We start from the raw sequence: 18,480 nt of genomic DNA, 5'->3' as shown, positions 1-18,480 counted from the left end.
GGATGCATGAGTCGAATGGCGGGGGCGGCAGGTTCGCTGGTTGAGGTCGCGGCCCTGGCTGCATCCGAACGCTATTTCAATCGCGAGTTAAGCTGGCTCTCGTTCAACCTGCGCGTGCTGGCTGAAGCCTGCAATCCTGACTACCCGTTGCTGGAACGGCTGCGGTTCCTGTCGATCTCGGGCAACAATCTCGACGAATTCATGATGGTCCGGGTAGCCGGCCTGGCCGGACAGGTCCGGCGCCAGATCGAGGAAGTCTCGATCGACGGCATGACCCCGGCGCAGCAGCTCGCAGCGGTGCGCGATGCGGTGACCGAGCTCGAAACTGCGCAGCAGGACGTCTGGCGCGAACTGCGCGAGCTGCTCGCCGCCGAAGGCATAATGCTCGCCGATGGCCAGCGGCTGGAGCCCGCACAGGCGCGGTGGCTGCGTGACTATTTCGTCGAACATGTCGTGCCGGTGATCACGCCCCAAGCGATCGATCCGGCGCACCCGTTCCCCTTCGTTGCCAACCAGGGGATGGGCATTCTCTTTCCGTTGGTGCGGTCCGACGACGGGTCGGCGGTGATGGAGATGGTGCTGATCCCGCAGGCCCTGCCGCGGTTCATTCGTCTGCCGGGACCAGAGGCCGTGTACATCAGCATCGAGGACCTGCTGTGCCGCAACGCCGCGCTGTTGTTTCCAGGCTTTCGGGTGCTGGGCCACGGCGTCTTCCGCGTGCTGCGCGACAGTGATCTTGAGGTCGAGGAAGATGCCGAGGACCTTGTCCGTTACTTCCGCACCGCGATCCAGCGCCGCCGCCGCGGCCGCATTATCCTGCTCCAGCTGCAGGGTGGGATCGATCCGGCTGCGGAACAGCTCTTGCGTAAGCAATTGCGGCTTGATCACGCCATGGTGCTCAAGACCCCCGGCCTGATCGGCATCGGGGGACTGGCCGCCATGGTCGAGGAGGACCGACCGGACCTTAAGTTCGAGCCCTACAGCCCGCGCTATCCCGAGCGCATTCGCGAGCATGAGGGCGATTGCTTTGCCGCGATCCGCGAGAAGGACATCATCATCCACCACCCCTACGAAAGTTTCGAAGTGGTGGTCGATTTCCTGCGTCAGGCGGCGTCCGATCCCGATGTCGTGGCGATCAAGCAGACGCTCTACCGCGCCGGCAAGCAATCGGCAGTGATCGCCGCGCTGATCGCCGCAGCCGAGGCCGGCAAAGCGGTAACCGCTGTGGTGGAGCTGAAAGCCCGCTTCGACGAGGAGCAAAACCTAGAGTGGGCCAGCCAGCTTGAACGGGCGGGGATCCAGGTGATCTATGGTTTTGTCGATTGGAAGACCCATGCCAAGGTCTCCATGGTGGTGCGCCGCGAGGGCAAGGTTCATCGCACCTATTGCCACTTTGGTACGGGCAATTATCACCCTGTCACCGCCCGAACCTACACCGACCTCAGCTTTTTCACCGCCGATCCAAAGGCCGGACGCGATGCCGGCAAGCTGTTCAACTTCGTGACTGGATATGTCGAGCCGCAACGGACCGAACTGCTGACCCTATCGCCGATCGGCATGCGCGAGACGCTGTATGACTGCATCGATGCCGAGGCCGAGAATGCGCAGCGGGGCAAGCCAGCGGCGATCTGGGCCAAGCTCAACGCGCTGACCGATTCGCGTCTGATCGATCGGCTCTACGCCGCCAGCCAAGCCGGGGTGCAGATCAGCCTTGTGGTACGCGGGATCTGCTGCCTGCGCCCGGGCGTTCCAGGGCTGTCAGATAACATCATGGTCAAGTCGATCATCGGCCGGTTTCTGGAGCATAGCCGGATCTGGGCTTTCGCCTGCGGCCAGCCCTTGCCCAGCGCCAAGGCCAAGGTTTTTATCTCGTCTGCCGACGGCATGACCCGCAACCTTGATCGGCGGGTCGAACTGCTTGTGCCGATCCGGAACCGCACCGTTCACCGTCAGGTTCTCGATCAGGTGATGGTCGCCAACCTAATCGATACTGAGCAAAGTTGGGTCCTTGAGCCATCCGGCAGCTACCGACGCGTCGGCAAGGTGGCCGAGCCGTTCAACCTGCACAATTACTTCATGACCAATCCGTCGCTTTCGGGCCGCGGCGCGGCCTTGACCAACGGGCACAAGGTGCCAAAGCTGGCGCTGCGGCGCGGCGCTGCCTGAGGGGGCACCAATGGGACTGCGCGACACCAACAGCGGCCATGCGGGGGATCAGCAGGCCGTGATCGATATTGGTTCGAACACGGTGCGGTTGGTCATTTATGGCGGTCCGGCGCGCGCGCCGGTCGTACTCCTCAACGAGAAGGTTTCGGCCCGCCTTGGGAAGGGCGCTGCTGAGCACGGCAAGCTATCCGACAAGGCCATGAACGCGGCGCTGAGTGCCTTGGGCCGTTACGCCGCCTTGCTGCGCGCGCGCGGCATCAGGCGGGTCTACACTGTTGCCACCGCCGCCACGCGCGACGCCAGCAATGGTGCCGAGTTCTTGGGAAAAGTCGCGGCGCTCGGCCTCAATCCGCGATTGCTTTCAGGCGAAGAAGAAGCGCTGACCAGCGCCGCCGGCGTTGCGGGCGCCTTCCCTAACGCTCGGGGCGTCGTCGCCGATCTGGGCGGAGGCAGTCTGGAGCTGGTCCACATTGCCGGGACTGAGTGCGAGCATGGCAGCAGCCTGCCACTCGGGACGCTGCGCTTACCCGCCCTCCGCAGCGGCGGAGCAGCCAAGTTCAAGCGCAAGGTCGATAAGCTGATCGAGGAGACCGGCAGCCGCTGCGCGCCGGGTGAGGCATTGTACCTTGTCGGCGGTTCGCTGCGCGCGCTCGCCCGCTATCACCAGCATCTGATCGGCTCGCCAATCGACGATCCGCACGGCCTGGCGATGGAGCCCGATGCCTTGTTGACGCTGTGCCGCAAGCTGCAACGCAGCACTGTCTTGGCCGGTGCTCCCGGCGTGGCCCCGGCGCGGCTGGCAACCTTGCCCGATACCGCTGCCCTGCTCGCTGCGCTGATTGCCAAGACCCAGCCGAGCGAGGTGATCTTTTCCGGCTGGGGCCTGCGCGAAGGGCTGATCTTCAACGACCTGCCCCCTGCGCAGCGCCGCGCCGACCCCTTTGCCGCTGGTGTTCGGGCCTTTGCCGAGCCGCTCGGCGCTTCGCCGTCCGTCGCGGCGATGATCGCCGGCTGGACCGCCGGCGTGGTTGGCTCGCACGATAATCAGCGGGAGAACCTGCGGCTTTCGGCAACAATCCTGGCGATTGCTTCGCAGCAGGTCGAACCGAACCTGCGCAGCGTGACCGTGGTTGACTGGGCGCTGCACAAACGCTGGATCGGCATCGGTGGGCCGGAACGCGCCATGCTGGCGGCCTGCCTACTAGCCAATGTCAATCGCGAGATCCCGGTCGATATCGAACTGTTGGCCAAGCCCGAAGAAGTCCATCAGGCAGTATCCTGGGGCCTGAGCGTGCGGCTTTGTCGCCGCCTGACCGGTCTCGCGCCGCAGCTGTTCTCAAGCGCGGAACTGGCCGTTGCCGATGGGCAGTTGGTTCTCACACTCGCGCCGGTCATTGTCCCACTCGCCACCGAGGTAGTCGAAAAGGACCTCAAGCTGCTGGCTGAACATCTCTCGCTCAAGCCAGTGATCGAGCAGCGCGCGCTGTAACCAAACTGACTCTGTCCCGTCACGCCCGCGCAACCTGCCTGTGGCAGGCACTGGCCAGTGAGGGATGGAGATGAGCTATGCTCGTTCGCGACCGACAAGACGATCAGCTTGACCTTCGTTTAGATGACAAAGGGCTTGACCGCCGCCCAGTTCCGGCCTGGCTGCTGGGTGCCGATCCCAAGGGTTTCCGACCCAAGCGCCGTTACCGCACCGTCTGGATATCGGACGTCCATCTCGGCACGCGCGGCTGCAATGCCGTCATGCTGGTCGACTTCCTGCGTTCGGTGGAATGCGACACGCTCTACCTGGTCGGTGACATTGTCGACGGCTGGCGCCTGCGCAAGGGCTGGTACTGGCCCGATGCCCACAACGAGGTGGTGCGCCGCGTGCTCAAGATGGCACACTGCGGCACGCGCGTGGTGCTCATTGCGGGCAACCACGACGAGGTGCTGCGCGACTATGCCGGGATGAGCCTGGGCGGGATCGAGATCGCACTGGAAGACATCCACTGCACCGCCGATGGCCGCCGCCTGCTGATTACTCACGGCGACAGCTTCGATACGGTCGTGCTTTATGCCCGCTGGCTCGCCTTCCTTGGTGACATGGCATACGGCATCCTGCTCCGCGCCAACGTGGTGATCAACGCCGTGCGTCGCCGGCTGAAGCTGCCCTACTGGTCGCTCGCCGCGCACCTCAAGCGCAAGGTCAAGAATGCTGTGGCCTATGTCAGCAGCTTCGAAGAGGCGCTGGCCCACGAGGCGGCGGAGCGCAACCTCGACGGGATCGTCTGCGGCCACATCCACTGCGCCGAGATCCGCCAGATCGGCGATATTACCTATTACAACGACGGCGACTGGGTAGAAAGCTGCACGGCCCTCGTCGAGGAAACCAGTGGCGCGATGCAGATCATCCACTGGGCCGAGGAATGCGCCATCCCCGCCGATGCCAATGAACTGCTGATCGAGGAGTGCGCCATATGAGGATCGCGATCGCCACCGACGCCTGGTTTCCGCAGGTCAATGGTGTGGTCCGTACGCTGGCCGCCACCGTCGCCGAGTTGGACCGGCGGGGCTATGAAGTGGAGCTGATCACCCCTCAGAACTTCGCGACCATGCCGATGCCCGGCTATGCCTCGATCCGGTTGGCCATGGCGCCGCGCTTTACGACCCGGCGGATGTTGGGGCGGTTCAAGCCCGATGTTGTCCATATTGCTACCGAAGGTCCGATCGGCTGGAGCGCGCGCGGCTGGTGCAAATCGCATGGCGTTCCATTCACGTCGGCCTTCCACACCCAGTTTCCCAAGTACGCTGCCGTGCGCACGGGCCTTAGCGAAGACGTGTTCTGGCCGGTGATGCGGCGCTTTCACCGCTCCAGCCGCGCCGTCCTCGCCGCGACGCCCAGCCTTGAGGTCGAACTGCGCGAGCGCGGGATCAAACAGGTCCGCCCGTGGGGACGCGGGGTGGACCATTGGCTGTTCCGGCCCACCGGCGAATTGCACGAGGCAATTGCCAATCTGCCAAAGCCGATCCTGCTCAATGTCGGCCGCGTCGCGCCCGAGAAAAACCTCGAAGCCTTTCTTGATGCGAACCTGCCGGGGTCGAAGGTGATTGTCGGGGATGGCCCCGATCTTGACCGGCTGAAGGCGCTCTACCCTAAAGTCCACTTCATTGGCGCCTTGGCGGGCGAGGAACTGGCTGCGGCATATCGGACGGCTGATTGCTTCGTCTTTCCAAGCCTGACCGACACCTTCGGCCTGGTGGTGGTCGAGGCCCTCTCTTCAGGGGTGCCAGTCGCAGCATATCCGGTGCAGGGACCAATCGACATCCTGGGGCCGAATGGCCGCGGCACTGGCAAGGAAATGCCCGCGACTGTCGGCGTGTGCGACGACGACCTGGAGCATGCTGTCCTAAAGGCACTCACGTTGGACCGGAGCGCGGCTGCGGTCTTCGGCCAACGCTTCAGCTGGGAACGAGCGACCGATCAATTCGTGGCCGCGATCACGGCTGCACGAATGGAGGTCCAGTCTAGGTCAGACCATGAGTTGGCGCTCGTCTGATCGCTGCCCAGCGCGCGGGGCATGCTTGAAGGCAATCCTGCTTCACGGAGCGGTTTTGGGATCAGCCAGGCGATAGCTGCAAAAACTGGCGGATAAGCGCCGTGTTTTGGCGGAGACGAAGTCCGCCTAACAAACTTTCACACAGGGTCACTTAGGTTATGAGAAGTCGCTGAATTTGTTTGATCCTATAGGCAATGTCTCCTCTATCTGTTCACTATGCGCCGTTTGCGTTCATGGGCAATCGTTGTATTATCGTGGGCAGGAATATGGGCAAAGGGGCTGCCGACTATGCCGCGCAAGGTTCACAACGCGCTGACGCCGATGGCTGTGAAGGCTGCGGGCGTGGGGCGTCATGCTGACGGTGGCGGGCTCTATCTGCGCGTCCAGCAAGGCGGGGCTCGGTCCTGGCTGTTCCGCTCACTGGTTGGGGGCAAGGCCCGAGACGTTGGGCTTGGCCCAGCCGTAGGGCCAAATGCGCTCTCTCTGGCGGCGGCGCGAGAAATGGCACGCAATCTAGCGGCGCAGGCCAGCAAGGGCGAGCTGATCGAAGGCAAGCGCAGCAAGGCACGCAAGGCAGCCGCGGCACTTGAAGCGGCCAGCCGCGCGCGCCGAACGTTCCGCGAGGTGGCGGGCGACTATATCGACTTGCAGGAAAGCGGCTGGCGCAATGACAAGCATCGTGCGCAGTGGCGGGCCACCTTGGAGGCCTATGCATATCCGCATTTCGGTGACCGGCCAGTTTCGGAAATCGGGACGTCTGAAATCCTGACCGCCCTCAAGCCGATCTGGACCGCCAAGCCCGAGACCGCCAGCAGGGTGCGGGGCCGGATTGAGAACATCCTTGATGCAGCCAAAGTGCAAGGGCTTCGTTCTGGCGAGAACCCGGCCCGGTGGCGCGGGCATCTGGACCAAATGTTGCCAAAGCGGTCCCGGCTCTCGCGCGGGCATCACGCCGCAATGGCATATGCCGAGGTGCCGGATTTCATGGCGCGGCTGACCAACTGCGAAGGACTAAGCGCGCGAGCTTTGGAATTTACCATCCTGACTGCCGCTCGATCGGGCGAGACGCTAGGCGCGACGTGGGCCGAGGTGGATTTTGAGGGGGCGATCTGGACCGTGCCAGCCGAGCGCATGAAGGCTGGACGGGAGCATCGCGTTCCGTTGTCCCCTCGTACTGTCGCGATCCTAAAGGCGGTCCAGCCGCTCAATACCAAGGGTATCGCTAGTGTACCTGTCTTTCCCGGGAAGAAGGGCGGCGGGCTGTCCGGAATGGCCATGGGGATGCTGATGCGGCGGCTGGACCGCAAAGAGACCGTGCACGGCTTCCGGTCTGCTTTCCGCGACTGGTCTGCCGAAACTACCGGCTTCGCACATGAGGTCTGCGAGATGGCGCTGGCGCACGTGATCGGCAACAAGGCTGAGGCTGCATACCGGCGCGGCGATCTGTTCGACAAGCGGCGCAAGCTGATGGAGGCGTGGGCAGCATATTGTGGCAGTGCGGCTGCGGATCGCGCAAACATCGCGTCCATTCGCAAGGTCAATGGGTAACACCGCCCTGGAGTCTGCTAAGAAGAATGAATCTCTCCCGGCACTACGTCCGCAACGTTGGGCAGAGCGGACATTACTTCGGGGAAGCATGTTCAGGGAACTCGCGGCGCTAAAAGCATACCTGAACGCCCGAAAGGCCAATCAGCAGGCTGAACGCCAAAAGGAGTAGCGCAGAAAGCAGCCCTAAAGCAGCCAGGATCCCCCAAATGCCATGTGAAGGTGTGGGGCCGGCGAAATCAGCTCGGGCCTTCAAAATGCAGTAGCCGAGATTTGCAAAAAGCAGAGCTACCGATGCGATCAGCAACACCCACATCAGCTTTCCGGCCTTTCCAGCTTTAGTTTTCCATTGATTACCTAGCCTAGTTGGCGTCGCCAACGATCTCTAGTCGCTTAGCTCGAGAAGCATGCAAGCTAGGAACGAGCCACCTGCAGTTACTTGGCGATGCCAGACTTCAACGACTTTGAAGTATACGAAATATCCTGGCGGCACCTCTCGGGAAAGATGCTCGCCAATGCGAGGCAAAAACTCGAACTCCGCCGTGAATAGCGGTTCCAGAGCATCTCTGTCGTCGTAGGCTTCCACGATAGGCATGGAGAAAAGCTAGGCGATGGCGAATGTGCCCGCAATCTCGTCGTTCCAGGACCGGATCAATCGCCAGCAGTGTTGGGGTAAGCGGACAATCGACATTGCCAATTGCAGATAGCCTCGGCACCATCTCGTCATGTCCTCTCTAGACGCGACCAATTTTCCAGACTTAACGGTTACAATTGGTATGCGAATTTGGGGACAACTTCGCATCAGCGGGCCTAGAATACAGGCGGTAATCGTCACACGCTGTTTGGATGATCAAGCTTTCGGCAGATCAATGATCGCTCGCAGACCTCGCAACGGCGTATCTTCAAGCTTAACTTCGCCGCCGTAACCACGTGCAAGATCGCGCGAGATGGCAAGGCCGAGACCGCTTCCAGCTGTCACACTGTCAAGGCGCGCGCCGGATTGGAACATTGCCTCGCGCTGCTCTGCGGCTAGGCCGGGGCCATCATCCTCGATCTCGATGTTGACCCGGGAATCATGGACCTGCCATTTGAGCGTGCATCGGCTAACTGCCCATTTTCCGGCGTTATCAAGCAGGTTGGAGAGGATTTCGATCAAGTCCACTTCGTCGCACGCAACCTGAACGTTACCACTTCGTTTGAGCACGAATGCAATCCCGCGATCATAGTAGAGCCGCCTAAATGCTGTGACCAGGCGTTCGGCGACGACCCCGAGGCTTGTGGATTGACCTCGAAATGGCAGGACTGCAGCGCTGCGGGCCCGGGCCAGATGGAGGTCGATCTGCCGCTGCATCGTCCGCGCCTCGCGCAGAATGGTATCGGCAGCATCAGTCTTTCCCGCCTGGCGCAGATTTTCGGCCTCATCGATCAGGATTGAAAGCGGCGTACGCAGGCCGTGCGCCAGATTGCCGGCCACAAGCCGGCTGCGGGAAACCGATTCCTTGCTCGCCTCGATCAGGTTGTTCAATTCATTAACGAGCGGTGTGACGTCCGAGGAGTATTCGCTAACCATCTGTTCAGCGCGTCCCGTGCGGACATCGGCTACATCCTGGGTAAGCCGGGCAAGCGGCTTAAGTCCAAAACGGACCCGCAATACCACTGCGATGATCAGCAGTAGTGCGAAAATGCCCAGCGCCAGTGCCAATGAGCGATTGAACTGGGCCATGGCCTCGTCGATCAGCCGTTCATCGGTAGCGATCTGCAGCCGTAGCGGTGGACCACCCACGCGAGGGACCTGCCTCGCATATTCCAGCATCGGACCGGACGGGCCCTCGGTCCATACCATTCGCAAGCGGTCAGTACTTGCAAGACCGGGATCCAGACGGGCTTCGCCAAGTGAAGGTGATGTGATGGTCTTGTAGCCATCGCGACTGACTTGCCAATAATAGCCTGATCCTCGCGGCAAGTAACGCGGATCCGACAGGCGTCGCAGCATAAATGGTTGGCCCTGGGGATCGATCGCAACGAGGGCCGCGAGCTCGTCAATGTGGACACTCAGTTCTTCGTGGTAGCCGCTGACCAGGCTCCACCGGAAAAGCGCGGAAACAAGCATCCCGCCCGCCACGACACCAAGCCCGACCAACACCACTGTGCCGACCAGAAAATGCGAACGAAGCAGGCGCGCTAAACGGTTCATCGCCTTAACCGGTAGCCCAGGCCGCGCACGGTGCGAATGGCGTCCTTGCCGATTTTGCGGCGCAGCCTCGCTATGTTGACTTCGACGGTGTTGGCCTCACGGCCCTTGGCCGCAGGATAGAGATGCTCAAGGATCTCACCATGACCAAGGATGTGCGCAGGGCGGAGGAGGAACAGCTGGAGTAGCCGGAACTCAACCTGGGTAAGGTCAATGGGGTCTCCATCGACCCATGCGGCCTTCTGGCGCAGGTCAAGTTCTATACCGCTGGCTGACAGGCGTTCGCCAGCCTGGCCGGCCGCGCGGCGCAGCAGGGCATTGAGCCTGGCCACCAGCTCTTCGGCGCGAACTGGTTTAACGACATAGTCATCGGCACCGGCATTCAGCCCTTCAACCTTTTCTTCCCAAGTGCCCCGGGCCGAAAGGATCAGGATCGGCATGGTCAGGCCGAGCGACCGGATGCGCCGGATAAAGGTAACGCCATCCACATCGGGAAGTCCGATATCGACGATCAGCGCGGCAAAGCTCGTAAGGTCGTCAAATTGCAGCGCCTGTGCTGCGGTAGAGGCGTGTTCGACCACCATCCCATCGCTTGCCAGCCGCACAGCCATGCGGTTGGCAAGTCGCGCGTCATCTTCGATCAGCAGCAGCCGCATTGTCGTCTAGACAACGCGGACTTGCGGACCGCCTGAACGGCTATGCAAAATTAGCTCCATACTCACCCCCGTCGCACGAATGCCCCATTTGCCTTGCTACAGGCCGGTCCGCATTGTTCTTGGTCAAACCGTACCGAATTTGGTCTCCGACCGGATACCCATGGCAGCAAGGAACTCGGTCGGCAGCAGTCCACCAGCGCAGACAATTACCGCATCGTTCTCCAGCACCACCTCCGCGCCATCCTTTCGCAGGAAAACCCGCGCGGGCTCGACGCGCTGAACCGTGCTTTCGAGCAGCTCGGCAATGGTCCCGCCGGCGACTAGTTCCCGCAAGCTCTCACGGTTCTTTTGCCGGGCGCGGCCATAGCTGCTGCCGCGGTATGAGATGGTAACGTGGGTTCCGGGCTGCTCCGCAATGCGGACAGCCGCCTCCAGAGCACTATCGCCGCCGCCAACCACCAGCACGCGTTGGCCAGCATACTGCTCAGGATCGATCAGCCGGTAGACAACTTTGTCAAGCTCCTCGCCCGGGACATCCAGGGTGCGAGGAGTGCCGCGGCGGCCAATGGCCAGCAGCACGCACTTGGTGCGGTAGCGATCCTTGGTGGTCGTGACGATCAGGTGTGATCCTTCGCGCGCAATGGCTGTCACCTGTTCTTCAAACTGCGGGCGAAGGCCTGTTTGCTGGAGAACCTCAGTCCAGAACGCGAGCAGCTTCTCCTTGCTGACTTCACCGAACCGCACCTGACCAACGAGCGGGAGTTTCGCCGGTGCGGTCATCACCAACTTACCGCGTGGGAAATGCGCGACTGTGCCGCCAAGGCTCGCCTGGTCGATCGTGACAAAGCGCAACCTGTGTTGGATCGCGCCAAGGCTGGCCGAGATCCCAGCCGGCCCGCAGCCGACAATCACCACATCGAGCACATCGCTCCCGCCCGCGATTCGCCCGGCCGCGCTAGCGATGGCATCCATTGCCTGGCGGCCCTGCTCGATCGCATTGCGGATCAGCCCCATCCCGCCAAGTTCGCCGGCGATATAGACGCCGGGTACTGTCGTCTCGAAATCGGGGGTGAGGACGGGGATGTCGACCCCGCGCGTGGCGGTGCCAAAGACCAAGCTGATCGCTCCGGTCGGGCAAGCTGCTGCGCACGCTCCATGACCGATGCAAGACGTTGGTTCGATCAGTGTCGCCTTGCCATCGATGATCCCCAGAACCTGACCTTCCGGGCAGGCCCGTGCACAGGAGGCGCAGCCCAGGCAGAGCGCGGGGTCGATGACCGGGTGAAGTGAGGCCGGCTCCGTATGTCCGGCCTGACGGCTATCCTCGAGCACAGCCTGCGCGCGCGACGCTCGCCGTCGGGCAAGTGCCTCGCTCGCCCCCCAGATGGCAAGGAGCGGGAGCGCATAGACCAGGAGCAGTGGATCGACGGGCATATCAGCTGCCCGGAACCTCTGCAGCACGGGCGGCGGCGTTCACTTCGGCTAGTCCCGCTGGATCATTGGCAAGCGATTTTCGCGCCGTAGCAAAGTCGGTAGCAGCCTGCCTATCCTGTCCCAGAACCATGCGCGAGCGGACCAGCATGGCCCAGCCCTTGGCGTCTTGAGGATTGGCCTTGAGCTTGGCGGCTAGCCCGCCGACCATGGCCTCGACCGAGGCGGCCTGCTGGGCTGGCGGCAACTGCTGCACGGCTTGAGCCTTGGCGGGGTCGGGTGGTGGCACGGCGCCCAAAGGAGCGGCCTGGGAGGCCGGGGCCGCCACCTTCACCTTGAGCCGACCAGAAACGTCGATGCCCTGCTTAGCCGCTTCGTCACGGATCTTGGCCTGGACCTCGGCCTGCCACGGCGCTTCGGCCGGTCCGGCGTTGGCCAGCTCGATCCATCCGTCGAGCGCCTCCTTGGCGCGGCCATTCTGGGCCAGCCAGAGGCCCGCAAAATAGCGCGCACGCGGCTCCTTCGGGTCGAGCTGCAAGGCCCGGTCAATGGCTGCCTTGGCTTCTGGCGTGACTTTTCCGGCGGCAACCCCAACCAGCGCCTCACCATAGCCCGAATGAACTGTGGCCTGGTTGGGCAAAAGTTCAACAGCGCGCCGGTAGGGGGCCAGAGCCTGCTGCGGGCGGTTTGTCATCAGGTAGGACCAGCCGAGCATCCGGAAGCCCTCGCCATCGTTGCGATCCGTCTCGAGCCGCGCGGCCAACTTGGCGATCATGGTGTCGACATCGGCCAGTTGCGGGTTGGAGCCAGCTGGAGCGGCGGCCGGCGGCGGCGCTTCCTCGCCCATAGTCCCCTGCCAAACCAGCAGTCCGATCGCCGCCGTCACCATTACGCCGGACCCAATGAGCAGCTTGCGGCTGCCGATGCCGGCGGAATGAGGAAGCGTTTCGGAGGTTGGACCGTTAGCGTCTTCTCTGGACTGCCAAACGCGCATGGCAACGATGCCCAAGGCAATGCCAGCCAACCCTGTCAACAAGTACTGCAGCATCTATCGTCCTGTTCTGGCCAAAGGCCGTGTCCGGGCTGGTTTCTTCATGCCTTTGCGGTTCGCGCCCACCCCGTTCCTGACGTGAACCTTGCAAATGGGCCTCACCTCGACTGATTGACCGCTGTGCGGGACGAACCGAGGCCCATTTTTTTGCCCGGCGGCAACCAAACGCTAAGCACGTTCGGCAGAAAAGGCCGGATCGAAACTAGCGGGTTGCAAAGCCAGATGGCTTCTGGAGCAGGACAAATCCAAGCAGGCAGTCAACAGCCACGGTTAACGGCCAGCACAGTCGAGCGCGGCGTCTCGCTACTGGTGATCATCGCCGTGGGTGTCGCGATCGCCTGGGGCTGGATTTTCCGAGAGAGCTTGCCCTTCGATCCCGAACATGGGCTGGGTTATGCATTGGGCATCATCGGCGGATCCATGATGATCATCCTGCTGGGCTATCCGCTGCGCAAGCGTGCGCGCCCGGCGACGCGGGCTCCCGGCTCGGTTGGGTTCTGGTTCCGCTTTCACATGCTTTTGGGTCTGCTCGGGCCGCTGGCGATCCTTTACCACTCGCGCTTCAGCTGGGGTGCGCTGAACAGCGCTATGGCCCTGGGGGCGATGATCGTTGTGGCGTCGAGCGGTCTGATCGGTCGATTCTTCTATTCGCGCGTCCATCGCGGCTATTCCGGCCGCAAACTCGAGCTGCGAGCGCTTAAGCAGGATATGGACGGGCTGTTAGCCCAGCTTCAGATGGGCGGCATGCCCAAGCAGGCGGTGCTTGCCCAGATCCAGCCATTTGAAGATCGCGCAGTGAAGGCAGGCGGTGCGTTCTGGTCTAGCGCTGGGGCTGTGGTCGGCCTGGGAATCGAAACGCGCCTGGCGCAACGCCGGCTCATGGCCGCCCTGTCGCCGGAAGACGACCGAACTTTAGTGCTACGTCACCTGATCGACGAATACTTCGAAGCCGTTCGGCGCGGTGCCGAGTTCGCGTTTTATGACCGCCTGCTGCGGCTCTGGCACCTGCTGCACCTGCCACTGTTCGTGCTGCTTGTCGCGGCGGCTGTGCTCCATGTTGTAGCGGTGCATATGTACTGATGCGCCGCGCGCTGGCCTTGCTCTGGCTGCTGTGCCTTTGCCTGGCAACGCCGGTCACCGCGCAGACCATCATGGAACGGTTGGTCACGCCCGGGCCACTGGCCAATTCCCACGCCAAGCTCGAGTCCAACTGCGAAGCCTGCCACAGTTCGTTTCGCAAGGAAGCCCAGAACGGCAAGTGCCTGTCGTGCCACAAGGGCGTGGCCAGCGATGTGGCCAGCGGCACGAAGTTTCACGGCAGGTTTGGTCCCGCCCGCAGCAGTAGCTGCAAAAGCTGCCACAGCGATCACAAGGGACGGAATAACGGTCTGATCGCGCTCAACCCCTCGACCTTCAATCACGCGCTGACCGATTTTACCCTAACCGGCGCGCACCAACGCGTGAAGTGCGCGGGGTGCCATCGCGGCAACGATTTCCGCGGGCGCCCAAAGGACTGCGGGAGTTGCCACGCAGCGACTGATCCGCACAAAGGGCAGCTTGGGCGGGCCTGCCAGACCTGCCACACGACCGCAGCCTGGAAGCCCGTCCAAGGCTTCAATCACGCATCAACCGGGTTTCCTCTGACTGGCGCGCATGCCGGCAAGGCCTGTATGAGTTGCCATGCCGGCCAGCGCTGGAAAAACCTGCCCGCCACCTGCAATTCCTGCCATGCCAAGGACGATGCCCATGGTGGCAGCCGCGGCACGAACTGTGCTTCCTGCCATACCACTGCGAGCTGGCGCGCGGCCACTTTCGATCATGCGACCACAGGCTTTCCGTTGATCGGCGGTCACGCTGCGGCAACCTGTGCGGGGTGCCACGGCGCCGGTAACGCTAACCGGAACCCGTCGCGCGGCTGCTATGCCTGTCATGCCAGCAACGATAGCCACAAGGGTGCCAATGGGACTGACTGTGCCAGCTGTCACACCCCGCGTGGGTGGCGCCAGATCAGCTTCGATCACGACCGGATGACGAGCTTCTCGCTCAAGGGCGCGCACCGCACTGCCAGCTGCCAAGCCTGCCACAAGCAACCGCCCAAGGTGGCAAAGCCCCCCGCCACTTGCTTTGGCTGCCATGCCGCCGATGACATCCACAAGGGCAGTAATGGCCAGGACTGTGCGCGTTGCCATCAGGTCACGGCCTGGAAGGCAGTCGATTTCAATCACAACACGATGACCGCCTTTCCCCTCGCCGGAAAGCACGCCGAGGCGAAATGCGAGGCGTGCCATGCCCGCCCTGCGCGTGAGGTCAAACTTTCAGGGCAATGCTCTGCCTGCCACGCCAAGCAGGATCCGCATGCCGGAAAGCTGGGCGGCGACTGTGGGCGCTGCCATACCGCTGCCGCTTGGACCGGGTCGGTTAAGTTCGATCACGACCTGACCCGCTTCCCCTTGTTGGGCAAGCATGCCGCACTGGCTTGCACCGCGTGCCATGCCGACAAGAGCTATGCCGCCAAGGGCAACACCTGCGCGGCGTGCCATGCAGACAAGCATCATGCCGGAACGCTGGGAACACCGGCACAATGCCAGAACTGCCACTCCACCAGCGACTGGACGGCCTGGCGCTTCGACCATGACCGGCAGACGGGCTTTGCCCTGACCGGCAAGCACAAGGGGCTGGTCTGTTCTGCATGCCATGCCCGGCCCGGCAATCCGGCCCAGCAGGGCACGCAATGCATCGATTGCCATCGCCGCCATGATCCCCATCGCGGCGGTTTCGGCGAAGATTGCGAACGCTGCCACACCACGAGTGGCTTCTCCGAAATCATCGTCGGAGCACGTCGGATTAAATCCTAACAGCAACCTGACATTAACCTTGCAAACGCTTTCGTTTGTCGGCCAGCCGATTCCTCAGGGCGACAGTCCGAGAGCGTCCATATACCCTTTCCATTCTGCCGATGTTTAGGCTCCCACCCAGAAGATTACCGCGCACAGCTTCCGGCATGGGGTCGGTTGGGTCGTGTCGCAACTTGGGTGGTGGGCGTTGCCTGGACGGGTCCATGCAACATTGATGGCATTGCTGACCGCACTCCTCTTGGTGATGAGTGCGATGCCGGCTGCCGCCCAAGACAAGGCTGCCAGGTTCGATCACTTCCGCACCGGCTTCCCCCTGACTGGCGCCCACGCTGCCGTGCGCTGCGAAGGCTGCCACAAGAACGGCGAGTTTGCCGGGACGCCGCGCGATTGCCAGCGCTGCCACAATTCGATCCGCGCCACCGGGATGCCGCCAAACCACCTGCGCACCCAAGACAATTGCGACAGCTGCCACAGCACAAAACAATGGCAGGTCGAAAGGTTTGATCACAGCAGGTACAGCGGCAGCTGCGCCACTTGCCACAACGGCATTCAGGCCGTCGGCAAGACCGCGAGCCATTTGCCGACTGCCAAGGAATGCAGCGCCTGCCACAGCACGACCAGCTGGGATGCCGTCCGCTTCGACCACAGCGGGATCACCGGCAACTGTGCCAGCTGCCACAATGGCACCAGGGCAACCGGCAAGAGCAGCAGCCACTTGGCCACGAGCCAGGATTGCTCTGCCTGCCACAATACCAATGGCTGGAGCGGAGCGCGGTTCGATCACGCTGGGGTAACTGGAAACTGTGCCAGCTGCCACAACGGCACGACCGCCAAGGGCAAGTCGAGCACGCACCTTGCCACAACCAATGCTTGCGAGGATTGCCACCGGACCACCGCTTGGGTTCCGGCCAGCTTCAATCACGCTGACACGACGGCAAATTGCGCCAGCTGTCACAACGGCACGCGCGCTACCGGCAAGCCAAGCACACATATCGCCACCACTGCGGAATGCAGCACTTGCCACTCAACCAAAGTCTGGAGCCCCGCGAACTTCACCCACACGGGAGTCACCGGCACCTGCGCATCCTGCCACAACGGCACCAGCGCCAGCGGCAAGTCCAACAATCACATAGCGACCAATACGGCCTGCGAGGACTGCCATACCACCAACGCTTGGACGCCAGCCAAGACGGTCAACCACAACGATGTGATCGGCACCTGCACAAGCTGTCATAATGGCAGCAAGGCCAGCGGGAAGACGACTACACATATCGCCACCACAGCCGAGTGCAGTACCTGCCATAGCACCAGCGCCTGGACCCCGGCCAACTTCAACCACGCCAACGCCACTGGCAGTTGCGCTTCATGCCACAATGGGACCAGCGCCACCGGCAAGTCCAGCAATCACATAGCGACCAATACGGCTTGTGAGGATTGCCACACCACCAGCGCATGGACACCCGTAAAGACGGTCAATCACAACGACGTTATCGGTACCTGTTCAAGCTGCCACAATGGCAGCAAGGCGAGTGGCAAGACGGCAACGCATATTGCCACGACGGCTGAGTGCAGCACCTGCCACAGCACTAATGCCTGGACGCCGGCCAACTTCAGCCACGCCAACGTTACCGGTAGTTGCTCTTCGTGCCACAACGGCACCAACGCAACCGGCAAGAACGCGACCCACATCAGCACCACGAACGCCTGCGCCGATTGCCACACGACGACAGCCTGGACGCCAGTGAAGACGGTCAATCACGCGGCCGTGATTGGTACCTGCTCGAGCTGTCACAATGGCAGTACTGCCGCTGGCAAGTCCGCTACCCACATCGCGACGACTGCACAGTGCTCTGATTGTCACAGCACAACCGCATGGACCCCAGCCAACTTCAGCCACGCCACTGTGTCTGGCAGTTGCTCTTCGTGTCACAACGGCACCAATGCGACCGGCAAAAACGCAACCCACATCAACACGACCAGCGCCTGCGCCGATTGCCACACCACCACAGCCTGGACGCCGACGAAGAAAGTAGATCACGCGGCCGTGATTGGTACTTGCTCAAGCTGCCACAATGGCAGCACGGCCGCTGGCAAGCCCGCCACCCATATCGCCACGACCGCGCAGTGCTCCGATTGCCACAGCACCGCGGCCTGGACCCCGGCCAACTTCAGCCACGCCAACGTCACCGGCAGTTGCTCTTCGTGTCACAACGGCACCACCGCGACCGGCAAGAATTCGACTCACCTTAACACGACAAATACGTGCGAAAGCTGCCATTCCACTTCGGCCTGGGTCCCGGCCAAGACCTTTGCCCACACCGATGCAATTGGTTCTTGCGCGTCATGCCACAACGGCACCAGCGCCCCAGGCAAGAGCGCGAGCCACATCCGCACCACTGATCAGTGCGACTTCTGCCACGTCACCACCGGCTGGACGAGTGTCAGGGTCGATCACACCCAGGTTCTTGGCACTTGCTCAAGCTGCCACAATGGTGCTGTCGCGACCGGCAAACCGGCAACCCACATCGCCACCACGGCCGAGTGCAGCACCTGCCACAAGACCACGGCCTGGCTCCCCGCGGCGGTTGATCACAGCACGGTCGGCACAAATTGCTCAAGCTGCCATAACGGCACTTCGGCAACCGGAAAGTCACCCAGCCATTTCGTGACCAGCCAGCAGTGCGGCGACTGTCATCGTACGACAGCCTGGGTTCCGCTGCTGACCTACCTCCATAACTCGCCAGCCTATCCCGGCCAGCATGCGCGCGCTCTGGTTTGCCTCGATTGCCACACCACCAACTCGCAGACCGTGCCCTACCGTTATCCGGCCTATGTCCCGAACTGTGCCTCGTGCCATGCCGGGGATTTCCGGCCGAGTGCACACAAGAAGTACGAGGCACCGACCACCGCCTTCTACAGCGTGTCCGAACTGCGCGACTGTACTGGCTCGTGCCACCTCTATTCCGACAACACCATGACGACGATCAAGGAGCGCCGCAGCGGCCACCATCGCGTCAGCTCATCTGAATTCTAGGGGCAA

13 protein-coding genes are annotated in these 18,480 nt (G+C 62.4%); 8 read left to right on the top strand and 5 right to left on the bottom strand.

All coding sequences use genetic code 11. From position 1 onward, the window contains the following. Positions 1-15 precede the first annotated feature (15 nt). The 5 genes from FRF71_RS03050 (at position 16) to FRF71_RS03030 (ending at position 7,259) form a co-directional block, all read left to right on the top strand. The gene (locus FRF71_RS03050) at positions 16-2,166 is read left to right on the top strand and encodes an RNA degradosome polyphosphate kinase (RefSeq protein WP_238339514.1); all 2,151 of its coding nucleotides are present in this window, start codon (positions 16-18) and stop codon (positions 2,164-2,166) included. Between the two features lie 10 nt (positions 2,167-2,176). Continuing rightward, entirely contained in the window at positions 2,177-3,655 is a 1,479-nt protein-coding gene (locus FRF71_RS03045) for a Ppx/GppA phosphatase family protein (RefSeq protein WP_147089179.1), read from the top strand. A gap of 77 nt (positions 3,656-3,732) precedes the next feature. Further along, positions 3,733-4,635, top strand: a complete 903-nt coding sequence (locus FRF71_RS03040; protein ID WP_147089178.1) for a UDP-2,3-diacylglucosamine diphosphatase — start codon at positions 3,733-3,735, stop codon at positions 4,633-4,635. Continuing rightward, positions 4,632-5,711 carry a glycosyltransferase family 4 protein gene (locus tag FRF71_RS03035; RefSeq protein ID WP_147089177.1) on the top strand — a complete coding sequence of 360 codons (1,080 nt, stop codon included), beginning with the start codon at positions 4,632-4,634 and terminating at the stop codon, positions 5,709-5,711. Before FRF71_RS03040 ends, FRF71_RS03035 begins: the two co-directional genes overlap by 4 nt. A gap of 288 nt (positions 5,712-5,999) precedes the next feature. Next, positions 6,000-7,259 (top strand): tyrosine-type recombinase/integrase, encoded by a 1,260-nt coding sequence (locus FRF71_RS03030; RefSeq protein ID WP_147089176.1) that lies wholly within the window; start codon positions 6,000-6,002, stop codon positions 7,257-7,259. 109 nt (positions 7,260-7,368) lie between these two features. On the opposite strand, the gene FRF71_RS03025 is transcribed toward FRF71_RS03030, so the two are convergent. The 5 genes from FRF71_RS03025 to FRF71_RS03000 all read right to left on the bottom strand — a co-directional run bounded on the left by FRF71_RS03025 (position 7,369) and on the right by FRF71_RS03000 (position 12,423). Further along, entirely contained in the window at positions 7,369-7,635 is a 267-nt protein-coding gene (locus tag FRF71_RS03025; protein WP_147089175.1) for a hypothetical protein, read from the bottom strand. Between the two features lie 471 nt (positions 7,636-8,106). Continuing rightward, positions 8,107-9,450: a sensor histidine kinase gene (locus FRF71_RS03015; RefSeq protein ID WP_147089173.1), complete on the bottom strand. Its 1,344-nt coding sequence runs from the start codon at positions 9,448-9,450 to the stop codon at positions 8,107-8,109. Beyond that, positions 9,447-10,103: a response regulator gene (locus FRF71_RS03010; protein ID WP_147089172.1), complete on the bottom strand. Its 657-nt coding sequence runs from the start codon at positions 10,101-10,103 to the stop codon at positions 9,447-9,449. The genes FRF71_RS03015 and FRF71_RS03010 overlap by 4 nt, the downstream gene beginning before the upstream one ends. A 123-nt stretch (positions 10,104-10,226) precedes the next feature. Beyond that, positions 10,227-11,537 carry an NAD(P)-binding domain-containing protein gene (locus tag FRF71_RS03005; RefSeq protein ID WP_147089171.1) on the bottom strand — a complete coding sequence of 437 codons (1,311 nt, stop codon included), beginning with the start codon at positions 11,535-11,537 and terminating at the stop codon, positions 10,227-10,229. 1 nt (position 11,538) lies between these two features. Further along, entirely contained in the window at positions 11,539-12,423 is an 885-nt protein-coding gene (locus FRF71_RS03000; protein ID WP_161597874.1) for a tetratricopeptide repeat protein, read from the bottom strand. A gap of 282 nt (positions 12,424-12,705) precedes the next feature. On the opposite strand from FRF71_RS03000, the gene FRF71_RS02995 reads away from it, so the two are divergent. The 3 genes from FRF71_RS02995 to FRF71_RS02985 all read left to right on the top strand — a co-directional run bounded on the left by FRF71_RS02995 (position 12,706) and on the right by FRF71_RS02985 (position 18,474). Then, entirely contained in the window at positions 12,706-13,665 is a 960-nt protein-coding gene (locus FRF71_RS02995) for a hypothetical protein (protein ID WP_147089169.1), read from the top strand. Then, positions 13,665-15,440 carry a cytochrome c3 family protein gene (locus FRF71_RS02990; protein ID WP_147089168.1) on the top strand — a complete coding sequence of 592 codons (1,776 nt, stop codon included), beginning with the start codon at positions 13,665-13,667 and terminating at the stop codon, positions 15,438-15,440. The genes FRF71_RS02995 and FRF71_RS02990 overlap by 1 nt, the downstream gene beginning before the upstream one ends. A 244-nt stretch (positions 15,441-15,684) precedes the next feature. Continuing rightward, on the top strand, positions 15,685-18,474 hold the full coding sequence (locus tag FRF71_RS02985) for a cytochrome c3 family protein (protein WP_161597873.1): 2,790 nt from the start codon (positions 15,685-15,687) through the stop codon (positions 18,472-18,474). The last annotated feature ends 6 nt before the right edge of the window (positions 18,475-18,480 follow it).

The organism is Novosphingobium ginsenosidimutans (genome assembly GCF_007954425.1).
In the GTDB taxonomy this organism is placed as follows: Bacteria; Pseudomonadota; Alphaproteobacteria; order Sphingomonadales; family Sphingomonadaceae; genus Novosphingobium; species Novosphingobium ginsenosidimutans.
This window is presented reverse-complemented; position numbering and strand designations above follow the sequence as displayed.